General features: G+C 60.7%; 12 protein-coding genes. 10 read left to right on the forward strand and 2 right to left on the reverse strand.

What is annotated here, in order from left to right; genetic code table 11:
* Positions 1-7 precede the first annotated feature (7 nt).
* Complete coding sequence (locus tag KX729_RS11340) at positions 8-2,404, forward strand: penicillin acylase family protein (RefSeq protein ID WP_219742576.1); 2,397 nt, start codon at positions 8-10, stop codon at positions 2,402-2,404.
* 356 nt (positions 2,405-2,760) lie between these two features.
* Here the strand turns inward: KX729_RS11340 and KX729_RS11345 are convergent, their stop codons facing one another.
* Positions 2,761-4,626 carry a TRAP transporter large permease gene (locus KX729_RS11345; protein WP_219742577.1) on the reverse strand — a complete coding sequence of 622 codons (1,866 nt, stop codon included), beginning with the start codon at positions 4,624-4,626 and terminating at the stop codon, positions 2,761-2,763.
* A 229-nt stretch (positions 4,627-4,855) separates the two neighbouring features.
* Positions 4,856-5,914: a LacI family DNA-binding transcriptional regulator gene (locus KX729_RS11350; RefSeq protein WP_219742578.1), complete on the reverse strand. Its 1,059-nt coding sequence runs from the start codon at positions 5,912-5,914 to the stop codon at positions 4,856-4,858.
* A 107-nt stretch (positions 5,915-6,021) separates the two neighbouring features.
* On the opposite strand from KX729_RS11350, the gene KX729_RS11355 reads away from it, so the two are divergent.
* The 9 genes from KX729_RS11355 (at position 6,022) to KX729_RS11395 (ending at position 15,859) form a co-directional block, all read left to right on the forward strand.
* Positions 6,022-7,038, forward strand: coding sequence for a TRAP transporter substrate-binding protein (locus KX729_RS11355; RefSeq protein WP_219743109.1), 1,017 nt, complete (start codon positions 6,022-6,024; stop codon positions 7,036-7,038).
* Positions 7,039-7,117: 79 nt separating this feature from the next.
* Complete coding sequence (locus tag KX729_RS11360) at positions 7,118-7,657, forward strand: VOC family protein (protein ID WP_219742579.1); 540 nt, start codon at positions 7,118-7,120, stop codon at positions 7,655-7,657.
* 5 nt (positions 7,658-7,662) lie between these two features.
* Positions 7,663-8,937 carry a RuBisCO large subunit C-terminal-like domain-containing protein gene (locus KX729_RS11365; protein WP_219742580.1) on the forward strand — a complete coding sequence of 425 codons (1,275 nt, stop codon included), beginning with the start codon at positions 7,663-7,665 and terminating at the stop codon, positions 8,935-8,937.
* Positions 8,934-10,244 (forward strand): four-carbon acid sugar kinase family protein, encoded by a 1,311-nt coding sequence (locus KX729_RS11370; protein ID WP_219742581.1) that lies wholly within the window; start codon positions 8,934-8,936, stop codon positions 10,242-10,244. The genes KX729_RS11365 and KX729_RS11370 overlap by 4 nt, the downstream gene beginning before the upstream one ends.
* Before the next feature lie 150 nt (positions 10,245-10,394).
* The gene (locus KX729_RS11375; RefSeq protein ID WP_219742582.1) at positions 10,395-10,982 is read left to right on the forward strand and encodes an ANTAR domain-containing response regulator; all 588 of its coding nucleotides are present in this window, start codon (positions 10,395-10,397) and stop codon (positions 10,980-10,982) included.
* Positions 10,983-11,025: 43 nt separating this feature from the next.
* Complete coding sequence (locus KX729_RS11380; protein WP_219742583.1) at positions 11,026-12,303, forward strand: CmpA/NrtA family ABC transporter substrate-binding protein; 1,278 nt, start codon at positions 11,026-11,028, stop codon at positions 12,301-12,303.
* Between the two features lie 358 nt (positions 12,304-12,661).
* Positions 12,662-13,960 carry a CmpA/NrtA family ABC transporter substrate-binding protein gene (locus KX729_RS11385; protein WP_219742584.1) on the forward strand — a complete coding sequence of 433 codons (1,299 nt, stop codon included), beginning with the start codon at positions 12,662-12,664 and terminating at the stop codon, positions 13,958-13,960.
* A 209-nt stretch (positions 13,961-14,169) separates the two neighbouring features.
* Positions 14,170-15,051 carry a nitrate ABC transporter permease gene (gene ntrB, locus KX729_RS11390; RefSeq protein WP_219742585.1) on the forward strand — a complete coding sequence of 294 codons (882 nt, stop codon included), beginning with the start codon at positions 14,170-14,172 and terminating at the stop codon, positions 15,049-15,051.
* Between the two features lie 10 nt (positions 15,052-15,061).
* Positions 15,062-15,859 (forward strand): ABC transporter ATP-binding protein, encoded by a 798-nt coding sequence (locus KX729_RS11395; RefSeq protein WP_219742586.1) that lies wholly within the window; start codon positions 15,062-15,064, stop codon positions 15,857-15,859.
* The last annotated feature ends 3 nt before the right edge of the window (positions 15,860-15,862 follow it).

Here is a 15,862-nt window from a genome sequence, read left to right on the forward strand (position 1 = left end):
GAACCCCATGACCGAAGCCCCGACGAACGAAATTCTCCTCCTCGCCGGCCTCGATGCCGAGGCGCAAATTCGGGTCGATCGCTGGGGTATCCCGCATATCAAGGCCGCGAGCGAAAAAGACCTGTTCTTCGTTCAGGGCTTCAATGCCGCCCGCGACCGGCTGTGGCAACTCGATCTCTGGCGCAAGCGCGGCCTTGGCCTGCTGGCTGCCGATTTCGGCCCCGGCTACCTGGCGCAGGATCATGCTGCCCGGCACTTTCTTTATCGCGGCGATATGGCGCCCGAATGGACTTCCTACGCACCGGATACGCAGGCGATCTGCATCGCATTCGCCGCCGGCATCAATGCCTATATTGCACTTTGCGAGGCAGAGCCTTCCCGCCTTCCGCCGGAATTTGCCGTCTTCGGCACCAAGCCTGCTTTCTGGCAGCCGTCCGATGTCGTGCGTGTCCGCAGTCATGCGCTGACCCGCAACGGTCTCTCGGAAATCCTGCGCGCCAACATCATGGCGCTGGCCGACGCCGAAACCGATCTGCTGCGCTACGAGATCGATCCTCCTGTCCAGCCGAAGCCGGCCGATGGCATCGTGCTTGCGGACATTCCGCTGGAAGCGACCCGCCTTTTCAAGCTCGCGACCGCACCCGTCACCTTCGACAAGACCCGCCTTGCCGCGACACTCGACGATGTCTGGAAATGGACCGAGGTGACCGATCTCGGCGATATCATCCAGCGTGTCGCGGAAGAAGGTTCCAACAACTGGGCAGTCCACGGTTCGCGCACCGAGGCCGGCCGGCCGATCCTGGCCAGTGACCCGCACCGCGCCCATGCCGTACCGTCGCTGCGATACCTCGTGCATCTCGAAGCCCCGGGCTTCAACGCCATCGGCACCGGTGAGCCGACTGCACCGGGGATTTCACTTGGCCACAACGACAAGATCGCCTTCGGCCTCACCATTTTCGGCGCGGATCAGGAAGACGTTTATGTCTATGAGACGAAGGACGGCGATCCGGAGCAATATCGTTATGGCGATGGCTGGGAAACGATCAGCCGCGTTGCCGAAACCTTCGAGGTAAAAGGCTATGACGAGCAGACGCTGACGCTCTCTTTCACCCGCCACGGCCCGATCCTGTACGAAAACCCGGCAAAGCGGATAGCGATTGCCATGCGTTCCGTCTGGCTGTCTCCCGGCTCGGCCGCCTATCTCGGCAGCCTTTCCTATATGCGCACGGCGACCGTGACGGATTTCTCCGAAACGCTCCATCATTGGGGCACTCCCTCCGTCAACCATGTCAGCGCCGACATGGACGGCAATATCGGCTGGTTCACCGCAGGCTTCACGCCGGTACGGCACAATTGGGAAGGCCTGCTGCCGGTACCGGGAAACGGTTCGCGTGAGTGGGACGGCTTCCTGCCAGCCGACCAGCTTCCACGTAAATACAATCCGGCCGAGGGTTTCGTCGCTTCCGCCAACGAGATGAACCTGCCCGCCAACCGCGATCCAAAGGCGCCGTCGATCGGTCATGAATGGGCGGAAGTCAGCCGTGCGCAGCGGATAAAGTCCGTCCTGCGCGCCGATCCGCAGCATACGGTGAAAGCATCGATGGCGCTTCAAACGGATACCTATTCCCGCCCGGCCGCCGTCATCTGCGGCGTTCTGGAAAAAGTTGCCAGCCGTCAACCGCTAACTGCCGAGCAACAGCGGGCGCTTGTGATGTTCCGCGATTGGGATCATCGCCTTGAAGCGACAAGCGGCTGCGCTGCTCTATTCGAAGTCTGGTGGATGAAGCACCTGCGCCCCGCCCTGCTCGCGAGGGTTGCGCCGAACCCGATCGTGCGGCAATTGCTGCTGCCGGGCGACGTCGACCGCATGCTCACGCTCCTGTCTGAGACGGGCACCCGCTGGGATGAGAGTGAGCGCGATGCCATGATGCTCTTGACACTTTCTGCCGGCTTTGCCGATTGCGAAAAGCGTCTCGGCGCCGATCCGGTCACCTGGCAGTGGGGTCACCTGCACAAAGCGCTGTTCGAACATGCGACCAGTCGCGTAAAGGCCGAAAACATCGCAGATTGGAATGTCGGCCCTCTACCGGTCGGCGGCAGCCGGTCCACTGCCATGCATGCCGGCTACCGGATGAGCGATTTCGGCGTCAATGCCGGCGCCTCCGTTCGCCTCGTCATGGATGTCGGCAACTGGGACAATAGTTTTTGCGTCAACACGCCGGGACAGTCCGGCGACCCGCGCTCACCGCATTACGATGATCTCGCAGAGATCTGGTCGAAAGGGGTATACGTGCCGCTGGTCTACAGCGAAAAACGTATCGCCGAAGAGACGATCCGCACGATCACGCTTTTGCCGGACACAAGGCACGCTGATCCGCTGAACTTGTCTGGCTTGATGTCGTAGAGATCTTGAGCCAACTGTGAAAATTGGTGTTACGCGCCCGGCTTTTTGTCGTGCGTCTTTGAATGCCGAAGAATCCCACACCCGCTGCCGAGCTCCCATATTGTGCTGCATGCCTATGCGCTGCAGATCGAGGGCATGCTCGGACACCTCGTCCTATCTGAAATAAATCAACATCCCGACACTGGTCGTGGCCGGCGGACAGGACTGGCTTCTACCCGGCTATCACGCGGAGCAAATTCACGCCGCGCTGCCGTCCTCTGTGCTCGTCCTGATCGACCAAGGCGCGCATTTCATCCCATACCAGCGGCCGCGGGAATTCGGGCCGCTGGTCAGTTCATTCCGACAGGCTCTGAAGGCTAGAGCAAAGCTGTCGAGAAGATTGGGAAGACCGCAATCAGGAACAGGCCGATCAGCAATGCGCCGATATAGGGCCAGATCGCCTTCATCGCATCGTCCGGTGGCACGCCGCCGATCTTACAGGCGATGTAGAAACCGATGCCGATCGGCGGGGCGATCAGGCCGACATTCATCGCCGTCACCACCACCATCGAGTAATGTACATCGTTGATTCCGAGCGTCTTGGCGATCGGAAACATGATCGGCGCCATCAGCACGATAGCCGGCAGGCCTTCCAGCACGCAGCCGAGCACCATGAAGATCAGCACCGTCACACCCATGAAGGTAAGCCAGCCGCCCGGAAGATCGGTCACCGCCTGCGCCAGCTTGAACGCAAACCCGGTCTGGGTCAGTGCCCAAGCCATGGCGGAAGCACAGCCGAGGATAATCAGGATGGCGCCGGACAAGGCCGCCGTTTCGACCAGCATGCCGTAAAGCTTCTTCAGGCTGATGCCGCCGTAAAGCGTCGCACCGATGATCAGTGCGTAGAGCACGGCGATTGTTGAAACTTCCGTCGCCGTCGCGACCCCGCCGCCGACGGCGCTACGGATCAGGAAGGGCAGAAGCAGCGCGGGCGCGGCAACGACGATCGCCTTCCAGATATTCTTGAGCGATGCGCGTTTCACACCGGCCATGGATTCACGCCGCGACTTCCAGCGAGCGAGAACGGCCAGAACCAGCAGCAGGACCATGGCAATGGCGAAGCCGGAGGTGAACAGGCCGGCAATCGAAACGCCTGCCGTCGAGCCGAGCACGATCAGCACGATCGACGGCGGCACGGTTTCCGCCATGGCGGCACCGGTCGCCAAAAGTGCGATCATTTCCGGCGGCTTGTGGCCGCGACGTTTCATTTCCGGGAAGAGCGCCGGTGCGACGGTCGCCATGTCGGAGACTTTCGAGCCGGAAATGCCGGAGACGAGGAACATCGAACCGAGAAGCACATAGGACATGCCGGCTTTGACGTGGCCAAGCATGGAGGCCAAGACCTCGACGATCGCTTTGCCCATGCCGGTCGCATCGAGAATGCAGCCGAGCAGAACGAAGATCGGCACGGAAAGCAGGATGATGCTCGACATGCCTTCATCCATGCGGCCGACGATGACGAAGATCGGCACGGAACTGGTAAAGGTGAGGAAGGACAAAGCGCCAAGGCCGAAACAGAAGGCGATCGGAACGCCCATGGCAAGCAGGATGCCGACGCCGAAGACCAGGAAAACGACGATATTCCAGTTGCCGAGTGCCGCCAGCGCCGGCTCCAGCGCAAACAGCGCGCCGCCGACCGCACCGACTAGCACCGCCGCACCAAGCAGCATGCGGATATTGCCGATCCTCACCCCATGCAGGATGACGATCGCCAGCATCAGCCCGAGGCCGACCGGCAGCGCCGACGCACGCCAGCTCATCGGGATCAGCAACGAGGCCGAGGTGACATAACTCTCCTCGATCGCATAATCGATTGCCGGATAAAGCAGGCTGCCGAGAAAGACGGCTGTCAGAAGCAGGCCGACCGTGGTGACGAATTTCTGCTTTGGCTCGCTGAGGAGATGCAGAAAAACCGTCAGGCGCAGGTGTTCATGGCGGTCGATGGCGATTGCCGCGCCCAGCATCGCAAGCCAGAGGAAGGCAAGCGATGCGGTTTCATCACCCCAGATGATCGGCGAGGAAAACACGTAACGCGCCGTGACGCCGACGAGAAGAATGCCGATGATGAATGTCAGCAGCGCCGCCGCGACCACTTCCACCGGCCGCATCCATAAGGAACCCGGCGCCGATTGCTGCAGCTCCATCAGCGGCAGGTCGTCCATCACGTCTGAATTGATTGCCATTTATGTCCTCCCCGGCGGTAATCACTACGACGCCGTCTCCTTGAATTCGAAACTAACTGATGCGGGTGCCGCAAATTCCTGTCTTCCCCCTTGCGGGGAAGATGTCAGCGGAGCTGACAGATGGGGGTGGTGCCACAAACCCGACTGTCGAATATGCTGAACCACCCCCTCTGTCGCCGCTGGCGACATCTCCCCCGCAAGGGGGGAGAGGGAGCTCGCGGCATCCCACTCACGGCAGGTTTTCCCGGAAAATCACCTCGCTGCGTAGCGGCTCGACATCCTCGTCCGCCGGCCTGCCATCGCGCAGGTTCTTGAACACCCGAGCAACCCGGCTGATCGTATCGTTCGGGTTCTGCGTAATGACGGCATCCATCGTGCCGTCGATCAGGAAGGCGCGGGTATCCGGCGTCAGGCCATGGCCGACGAAGACCAGAGATTCCTCGCGCCGTGCATCCTTGATCGCCTTGCCGACGCCGCTCGCGCCGCCGCCGATATTGTAGATGCCGGCGAGATCGGGATGTTTGCTCAAAAGCATGCGCATCTGCCGGTAGTTCATGTTCTCGTCGTCATGCCCCTCCCGGATGCCGACCACTTCGATATGCGGGTAGCTTTCCTTCAGCACATGCAGGAAACCCATCTCACGCTCCTCATGAGCGCGATAGCTGAGGCTGCCGGCGATCATCGCCACCTTGGCCGGCGCCTTGCCGACGAAACGGGCAATTAGATAGCCGGCGAGCCGTCCCGTCGAGCGATTGTCGAGGCCGAGATAGGCGGAGCGCTGGGCATTGCCGATGTCGGAAATCAGCGTCACGGTCGGTACGCCCTTGGCCGAAAGCCGGTTCACCGCCTCCCGCACTGCAGGGTGCTCCAGCGCCATGAAGGCGATGCCATCCGCCGAGCGGCCATGCCGCTGCAGCGCCACTGCGAGAGCCTCCGGATTGAAACTCTTGATGTATTCCACCGACGGCTTGATGCCATGTTTGTGGAAAAGTGCGGATTGTTCGACGATCGAGCGGCCGAGATGTGCAAGATACCGGTTGGTCCCTGCCGGCAGCAGGAAGGAGATGTTGGCGAGCGTTTGCGGCGCGACGGCACTCAACGCATCTTCCTCGACATAGCCCAGTTCGGCGGCCGATCGCATCACCCGCTGCACTGTCGGCGCCCGCACGCCCTGCCGGCCGTTCAACACGCGATCGACCGTCGCGGTCGAGACGCCGGCATGCCGCGCCACGTCGACAATGGTGGCACGACGGTTGATTTCGATGGGTTCAAGCGTATCTAACAACATCGGATTACATCAATTTACATCAGATTTCATGTTTGACTTCATCATTCATATGATCGAATTTCCGGCTTGGGAAGTGACTTTTTTCATCGGGAGGGAACAAGATGACGATGACACTCAACAGGCGCACCCTGCTCAAGGGCCTGGCCGCAGCACCTGCCGCCGGCGCCGTATTTTCGATCCCGCGTTTTGCCAAGGCCGCCGAAATCCAGCTGCGTTACGGCAACAACCTGCCGCTCAGCCATCCGCTGAACATTCGCGCCAAGGAAGCCGCTGAACGGATTGCCAAGGAAACCGACGGCAAGGTGGAGATGCTGATTTTCCCTGCAAACCAGCTCGGCGGCGATACCGACATGCTATCGCAGGTTCGGGGTGGCGCACTCACCTTCTTCACGCCCTCCTCGCTGGTCATCGCGACGCTGGTTCCGACTGCGGCGCTCAATGCCGTCGGCTTCGCGTTCAAGGATTACGACCAGGTGTGGAAGGCCATGGATGGCCCGGTCGGCAAGCTGGTGCGGGCAAAGATTGCCGATTCCCGCCTCTATGCCATGGAGACGATGTGGGATAACGGCTTCCGCCAGACCACGACCAGCGGTGCACCGATCACCAATGCCGACGGCATGAAGGGCCTGAAAATCCGCGTTCCGGTAAGCCCGCTGTCGATCGACATGTTCTCCGCGCTCGGCGCTTCGCCGACCAGCCTGCAGTTCTCGGAGGTCTATTCTGCGCTACAGACCAAGGTCGTCGATGCACAAGAAAACCCGCTGCCGATCATTCAGGTCGCCAAGCTTTTCGAAGTGCAGAAGAACTGCGCGCTCTCCAATCACATCTGGGACGGTTACTGGTTCATCGCCAATGGCCGGCAGTGGTCGGACATGAAGGACGATATCAAGACGGTCGTTTCCCGCGCCATCAACGAAGCCGGCCTCAAGCAGCGCGCCGATATCGCGGCGTTGAATGCGGGCGTCCAGGCCGATCTCGAAAAGGCAGGCATGAGCTTCAACAAGGTCGAGACGGACAGCTTCCGCGCCAAGTTGAAAACCGGCGGCTTCTATTCGAAGTGGAGCAAGGAGTTCGGTGCGGAAGCCTGGGGCGCTCTCGAAAGCGTCGTCGGCTCGCTCGCCTGATCTTCGCCTCCCGGACGGCGGAACGGGGTATTCCGCCGTCCATCAAATCACATCAGAAAATTAAAGCAAAAGACATCACATGAGCCGTTTTTTCGGAAAGATCCGCCAGGCGGGATATGTCGTCGACGATATCGAAGCGGCGATGGATTATTGGAGCCGCGTACTCGGCGTCGGTCCGTTTTTCTATAATCCGAAAGTTCCGATCGTGAACTATCGCTATAACGGTGAAAGCTATCAGCCACATAATTCGGTGGCGCTCGCCAATTCCGGCGAGTTGCAGATCGAGCTGATCCAGACCCGTAACCACGTGCCGTCCATGTACAAGGACTTTCGCGATGCCGGCCATCGCGGGCTGCAGCACGTCGCCTATTGGACGGACAGCTATGACGCCGATCTCGAACGGTTGCTGAAGGAAGGTTTTAAGCCGGTCATGAGCGGCGAAGTGGGTGAAAACGGCCGCTTCATCTATTTCGACACCCACTATCATCCGGGCACGGTGATCGAGCTTTCGGAAGTTGCCGGCCCAAAGGGCCGCATGTTCGATGCGATCCGCAAAGCGTCGGAAGACTGGGACGGCAAGGATCCGGTTCGCCCCTTCCCCGATCTCTCCAAGATCTGAGGCGCATGGTGACGGACACGCATTTCACCGCCGGTTATCTGATCGAAACGCCTCTGCCTCTAGCAAAGGTGGCGGAGATCATGGCCGGCGAACAGTCTTCCGGCACGTTCATCCGCGTCGAGGGCGAAACGGACGATCTGCGCGCTCGCGCCCGTGCAGAGGTGATCGGCATCGAGGATCTCGGCGAGGTCGAATTCCCGACCCTGCCGAGCGCCTGGCTGAACCGCCGCGGCATCTCCGCCCGGTCGCATCGCGCCACGGTAAAAATCCGCTTCCCGATCGACAATATCGGCGTCAACCTCGCAGCGCTCGCCTCGACGGTTGCCGGCAATCTCTACGATCTCGGCGAAGTGACGGGGCTGCGGCTGGAGAACATCACCCTGCCCGCCTCCTGGCGACGGCAATACGCGATGCCGAAACAGGGGATCGCCGGCACCCGAAAACTGATGGGCGTCACCGATGGACCGATGATCGGTTCGATCATCAAGCCGAATGTCGGGCTGACGGCCGAAGATACCGGCAAGCTGGTCGAGCGGCTATGCGCTGCCGGCGTCGATTTCATTAAGGACGACGAGATTTCCGCCAATCCGGTACATGCGCCGCTTGCCGAGCGCATCCCGGCTGTGATGGCTGCGGTGAAACGCGCCGAGGACCATCTCGGCCGCCGCGTGATGATTGCTTTCAACATTACCGACGAGACGGACGCGATGCGCCGCCATGCCGATCAGGTAGCGCGCGAAGGCGGAACCTGCGTGATGGCGAACCTCAACTGGTGCGGTTTTTCTGCAGTCGAGACGCTGCGGCGCTCCACCGATCTGGCGCTCCACGGCCACCGCAACGGTTTTGGCGCGTTCTCCCGTTGCGATGTTCTGGGTATCGGTTTCGGGGCCTATCAGGTTCTCTGGCGGCTGGCCGGCGTCGACCACATGCATGTGCATGGCCTGGACGGCAAGTTCGCGCAGGAAAACAGCGAAGTGATCGACAGTACGGCCATGTGCCTTTCCGCTCTCGACGACCAGTCCGACGACCGTGTCCTGCCGGCCTTCTCCTCCGGCCAATGGGCAGGCACGGTTCCGGTCACCTGGAAGGCCGCCGGCGGCGACGATTTCCTGTTCATGGCGGGCGGCGGCATCATGGGCCATCCGGGCGGACCAGCAGCCGGGATCGAAAGCATCCGCGCGGCCTTCCGGGCGATGAGCGACGGCAAGACGCTGGAAGAGGCGGCCGGATCATCGGAACCTTTGCGTGAAGCACTCGCCTTCTTCGGGAAGACTGCATGAGCATGCCGGCCAAAACCCCGTTTTACGGCTGGTATGGCGACGATTTCACCGGCGCGACGGACACTTTGGCGACGTTGTCGCTACGTGGGGTAAAGGCCTTCCTCTTTCTTGGCCCACCATCCGAACGGCAATTGGCGCAGGCCGGCGAACTCGATGCCATCGGCATCGCCGGTTCGGCACGCACCATGTCGCCGGCTGCGATGGAAGCCGAACTGGAACCGGTCGGCCGTTTTTTTGCCGAAGCGGGCATTCGGCTCCTGCATTACAAATGCTGTTCGACCTTTGATAGCGCGCCCGAAATTGGCAATATCGCGGTGGCGGTGAGGGTACTGCGCCGTTTCGTCAGCCGCGAGCAGGCTTTCATCCTGGGGGGACAGCCTTCGCTCGGTCGCTATTGCGCTTTCGGCAACCTGTTTGCCGCAGGCGGCGCAAGCGGCGTCCACCGCCTCGACCGGCATCCGACCATGAGTCGCCACCCCTCGACGCCGATGACCGAGGCCGATCTGCGCCGGCACTTGCAGGCGCTTGGCGCCGGTGAGATCGCGCTAGTGCCGTGGACCGCATTGGATGCCGGCGACACTACGCTGGAAGCGCAGGCGGACATTCTTTTCGATGCGCTGACACAGGACCACATCGCGACGATCGGCAAGGCGCTCAACCGGTTTGCCGAGGAAGGTTCGTTTATAATTGCCGGAGCCAGCAGCGTGGCAGAGGCTGTCTATCAAGATCGTGCAGCCTCTCCACCGGCCTTCTCAGCGACCGATAGCGGCCCCGTCCTGGCTGTCGCCGGCTCTCTGTCGCCCCTTACGCACCTACAGGTGGAGGCTGCGACAGCTTATATCCGCATTGAAGCGGATGCCGAGCGTTTCGTCAGCGAAGAAAGCTATCGCGAACGACTGGCAGCAAAAATCTGCCTCTCGCTCTGCGAGGAGCGCAATGTGCTGCTATCCACAGCACCGCAAAACCCGGCCTCGATCTCAGGTGCGAATGCCGAACTTGCGGAAGCCACCGGCCGTTTTGTCGATCGCCTGCTCGATCAGGTCCCGGTCCGCCGATTGATCGCCGCCGGCGGCGACACGTCCAGCCATCTTGCCCAAAATCTCGGGCTCTGGGGGCTGGCCTATGGCGGGCAACTCTCGCCCGGCGTCGCGATTTCCACCGGCCGAAGCGACAATCCGGCTCGCGATGGCATGACCCTGATGCTGAAGGGCGGACAGATGGGCAGTGTCGATCTTTTCGACCGCTTTGCTGTTATCCCCTCTCAAACTGTGATCCCGAACGATCAGCTGGCGATCAATACCCGATGATGTGTTCTTCGATCACTCCATAAAAACCTCACTTCAAAGATATGGCATGAGACCTCAGGAATTGCCCTCTTTATGTGCAATTTCGAAAGAGGCACATTTTATCGCATATTGGGCCTTGCCAAAATGCTGCACTGCGGCAACACTTGAAGCATGCCGGCCTCCGATCTCACCATTCTGGTCATCGATGAAAACGCCATCCGCGCCTCCATTATCGAGGAAGGATTGCGAGAGGCGGGGCATGAGAACGTTACGGTCGTCCAGGAAGTGAACGGCATCGCGCGTATTATCGAAACTTCCAAGCCTGACGTGATCGTCATCGATATCGAAAACCCCAACCGCGATATGATGGAACATCTTTTCCAGCTTACGCGGACGGTGAGCCGGCCGATCGCCATGTTCGTCGATCGCTCGGATACGGCACAGATCGAGGCTGCGATGGAGGCGGGCGTTTCCGCCTATGTGGTCGATGGGCTGAAGAAAGAACGGGTCAAGTCGATCCTCGACATGGCGGTCAGCCGCTTCAACGCTTTCAGCCGCCTGCAGCGGGAACTGGCAGAAGCCAAATCGGCACTTGAAGAACGCAAGGTCGTCGACCGCGCCAAGGGCATCTTGATGAAGATGCGCGGGCTCTCCGAGGAGGATGCCTTCGTATTGCTGCGCCAGACCGCCATGAACGAAAAGAAAAAGATGTCCGAAATTGCCCAGAGCGTCGTTACCGCCGCAGGACTTCTGATGTGATTTGGGTTTCCGAGATGATGGAATATCCGGGAGAGAGCCGGAAATGAACATGATGAGCAGTATCGACCTACCCGGGAGCAATCTTGCGGCACCTTTCCGTTCCAATGGCGAAGGCCCGAAAGTGCTGTGTGTCGGCTTCATTCCACTCGTGGACGCTTCGGTTCTGATCGCTGCCGCCGAATTCGGGTTTGCCCGTAAAGAAGGCCTGACGCTCGATCTGGTCAAGGATGTCTCCTGGGCCAATGTCCGCGACCGCCTTGCATTCCGGCAGTTCGATATCGCCCATATGCTCTCTCCCATGCCGGTCGCCTCGATGCTGGGTCTCGGCTCCAATCCCTCACCGACCATCACACCATTTTCGCTCGGCCGCGGCGGCAATGCGATTACGCTCTCGACACGGCTATTCGAGCGCATGCGCGAAGTGGGCGGGATTTCGGAAAACGCCAGCGCATTGGAGAATGCAAAAGCGCTCGCGAAAGTGCTCGCGGCGATGAAAGCGCGCGGCGAACCGCTGCCGATGTTGGGCGTCACCTATCCGTTCTCCTCCCACAATTACGAATTCCGCTACTGGCTGGCCGCCGGCGGCATCGACCCGGACAAGGACGTCAAGCTTGTCGTCGTGCCGCCACCGCTCACGTCCGACGCTCTCGTCGCTGGAGCGATCGACGGTTTTTGCGTCGGGGCGCCGTGGAACATGATCGCTTCGGAACGAGGCGTCGGCCGCATCGTCGCCGCGAAGCAGGATATCTGGCCGTCTGCCCCGGAAAAGGTCGTCGCCATGCGGCCGGAATGGGCGGAAAGCCATCCGGAAATCGTTTCACGCCTGATCGTCGCGCTGGATGCAGCGGCGCACTGGTGTGATGCCGCTGAAAACCATGATGCGCTTGCCGAAGCGCTGGCCGATCCGCGCTATATAGCGGCTCCGGTCGAGATCATCCGGCATGTGCTGGCTGGCGAATTCAGCCTGGATGCCAAAGGCAACCGCCGGATCATTCCCGATTATTTCAGGTTCCATCGCGACTTTGCGAACTATCCGAAACCCGGACATGCGCTCTGGATCTACAGCCAGATGATCCGCTGGGGACAGGCGCAGCTCAGCGAAGAGGGCCTGCGCGCTGCCGCAGGCACCTATCGGCCGGACCTTTATCAAGCCGCACTCGGCATCGGCCCGTCGGAAACCGATCATGGCCTGGAAGGGATAAAGAGTGGCGACCGCTTCATGGATGGCCATGTTTTCGACCCCGGGGCCATCGGCGCCTATGTCGAAAATTTTGCCGTAAGCAGCCCGCCGCCCATTCATTCCTTAGAGCAGGACGTCTGATTTTTCAAAGTGCACTGCACATCATTTACGCGTCTTGGATTTAGCAAGCGCACAAAATAGTCGCGATGAAATTAAAAGCGCAAAATCTATCCATTTCCCAAAAGACGATATTTCAGTTTATTTTCAACCACATGGTCCAGATTTTTTAAACTGGCACGCCTCTTGCGTTCTAACTCTTGCACCGGTCAACGGCGATCGGTGCAGATGAGCGCGGCATAAGCGCTTACAAAAGACACCGACGTCGCAAGGTTTTTGCTGCCTGGGAATCCTCCTTATCCCGCGGGCGCAATCTCCGAGCGGCGTTTTTTTGTGCCTGAAAACCGGCCAGCCCGAACCTGGCAGCAGAGGGAACCTGCGCATGACGAAGATTTTGACGACCGGCATCTCCCGCCGCAGCATGCTCAAGACAACCGCCACCGCTGCCCTTGTAGGCGCGATCAAGACCGCGTTCCCATCCGGCGCTTTTGCCGCCGCCCCGGGGCCTGAAGTGAAGGGCATCAAGCTCGGCTATATCGCGCTGACCGATGCCGCCCCCCTTATCATCGCCAAGGAAAAAGGCCTTTTCGACAAACACGGCCTGCCGGAAGTCGATGTCGCCAAGCAGGCTTCCTGGGGCGCGACGCGCGATAACCTCGTGCTCGGCGGCGCCGCAAACGGCATTGACGGCGCCCACATCCTCTCGCCGCTTCCCTATCTGATGCATACCGGCAAGGTAACCCAGAACAACAAGCCGGTGCCGATGGCGATCCTCGCTCGCCTCAACCTCGACAGCCAGGGTCTCTCAGTCGCCAAGGAATATGCCTCGACCGGCGTGCAGCTCGACGCCTCGAAGCTGAAGGAAGCCTTCGCGAAAAAGAAGGCAACCGGCAACGAGGTGAAGGTCGCGATGACTTTCCCGGGCGGCACCCACGACCTCTGGATTCGCTACTGGCTCGCCGCCGGAGGCATCGACCCGAACAAGGACGTCTCGACCATCGTCGTGCCGCCGCCGCAGATGGTGGCGAACATGAAGGTCGGCAACATGGACGCCTTCTGTGTCGGCGAGCCGTGGAACGAACAGCTCGTCAACCAGGGCATCGGTTTCACGGCCGCCACGACCGGCGAGCTCTGGAAGGGTCATCCGGAAAAGGCGCTCGGCATTCGCGCCGACTGGCTGGAAAAGAACCCGAACGCCGCCAAGGCCTTGCTGATGGCCATCATGGAAGCCCAGCAATGGGCGGAGAAGATGGAAAACAAGGAGGAGATGGCGGACATTCTCGGCCGTCGGCAGTGGTTCAACGTGCCGCCGAAGGATGTGCTCGGCCGCCTGAAGGGCGACATCAACTACGGCAACGGCCACGACGTGAAGGGTACCGACCTCTTCATGAAGTTCTGGCGCGACCACGCCTCCTATCCGTTCAAGAGCCACGACAGCTGGTTCGTCACGGAAAACATCCGCTGGGGCACGTTTGCCCCGAATACCGACATCAATAAGCTGGTCGATCAGGTGAACCGCGACGACGTCTGGCGCGAAGCAGCCAAGGAACTTGGCGTTGCCGCGGCCGATATCCCGGCCTCATCCTCGCGCGGCAAGGAGACCTTCTTCGACGGTAAGGTCTTCGATCCGGAAAACCCCTCCGCCTATCTCGACAGCCTGTCGATCAAGGCCGCGTCGTGATGCGTCGAGTTTGCCCCTCATCCGCCTGCCGGCACCTTCTCCCCGTTTTGACGAGGAGAAGCACGCATGCCGCACTGTCTCTCTCCCTCTCCTACGTAGCGCAGGGCACGTCCCCTCTCCCCGCGCGCGGGGAGAGGCGGAGAGCAGCGAGCTGTTCTCTGGGTGAGGGGCGCTTTCACGCCATGCACTTGAATTAAAAGGAATAACCCATGTCCGCATTGGCAAAGAATGAGATTGCCACCCCAAAGGCGACACCCAGACCGGCAAACGTCGTCCACTTGGCAAAACAGACGCCGCGTCGCGTTGACTTCAAGCGCATCGGCGCGACTACGCTGCAGAACATCGCCCCGCCCCTCGTCGTCCTGGCTCTGATCCTGCTGGTCTGGCAGGTCCTCTGTTCCTCGCCGGATGCCTCGCTGCCCTCGCCTCATCGCGTGTGGCTGGAGGCCTACGACCTGATTGCCTACCCGTTCTTCAACTACGGCTCGCAGGATATCGGCCTCGGCTGGCGCGTGCTCGTCTCGCTGCAGCGCGTCGCCTACGGCTTCGGCATGGCGGCCGTGGTAGGCGTCATTATCGGCGCGATCATTGGCCAGTCGGTCTGGGCGATGCGCGGCCTCGATCCGATCTTCCAGGTACTGCGCACCGTGCCGCCGCTCGCCTGGCTGCCGCTGTCGCTGGCTGCATTCCAGAATGCCTACCCTTCAGCAATCTTCGTGATCTTCATCACTTCGATCTGGCCGGTGATCATCAACACCGCCGTTGGCGTGCGCAATATCCCGCAGGATTATCGCAACGTCGCGCAGGTTCTGCGGCTCAACCAGTTCGAATTCTTCTTCAAGATCATGCTGCCATCTGCCGCACCCTACATCTTCACGGGGCTTCGGATCGGCGTTGGCCTCTCGTGGCTGGCGATCGTTGCTGCCGAAATGCTGACTGGCGGCGTCGGCATCGGCTTCTTCATCTGGGATGCGTGGAACTCGTCGCGCCTGCCCGACATCATCGTCGCACTCGCCTACATCGGCGTCGTCGGCTTCGCGCTCGACAAGCTCGTGGCAGCAGCCGGCAAACTCGTCACCCGCGGCGCATAGGAGCGACATGATGAACGCCTATCTCAAGCTCGACCATATCGACAAGCATTTCGACCGCGGCGGCATGCGCGCCGAAGTCCTGAAGGACATCAACCTGACGATCTCGAAAGGTGAATATGTCTCGATCATCGGCCATTCCGGCTGCGGCAAGTCCACGCTGCTCAACCTGATCGCCGGCCTCACGCCGGTCTCGAAGGGCGCCGTCCTTCTCGAAAACTGTGAGGTCAATGATCCCGGCCCGGAACGCGCCGTGGTCTTCCAGAACCATTCGCTGCTGCCCTGGCTGACGGTCTATGAAAACGTCAATCTCGCCGTCTCCAAGGTCTTCAAGAACACCAAGACCAAGGCGGAGAAGCACGACTGGGTGATGGCCAATCTCGACCTGGTGCAGATGGCGCATGCCAAGGATAAGCGCCCCTCGGAAATCTCCGGCGGCATGAAGCAGCGCGTCGGCATTGCCCGCGCCCTTGCCATGGAACCGAAGATTCTGCTGCTCGACGAACCGTTCGGGGCGCTCGATGCCCTGACCCGCGCCCATCTGCAGGATGCCGTGATGGAAATCCACGCCCGGCTCGGCAACACGATGGTGATGATCACCCACGATGTGGACGAAGCCGTGCTGCTCTCCGACCGCATCGTGATGATGACCAATGGCCCGGCCGCCCGCATCGGCGAAATCCTTGAAGTGCCGATCCTACGCCCACGCAACCGCATCGAACTCGCCTCCGACCGCACGTATCTGAAGTGCCGCGAGGCCGTCCTGAAATTCCTCTACGAGCGCCACCGCTTCGTCGAAGCCGCGGAGTAACGA

The sequence above is a fragment of the Neorhizobium populisoli genome (genome assembly GCF_019430945.1).
Lineage (GTDB): Bacteria > Pseudomonadota > Alphaproteobacteria > Rhizobiales > Rhizobiaceae > Neorhizobium > Neorhizobium populisoli.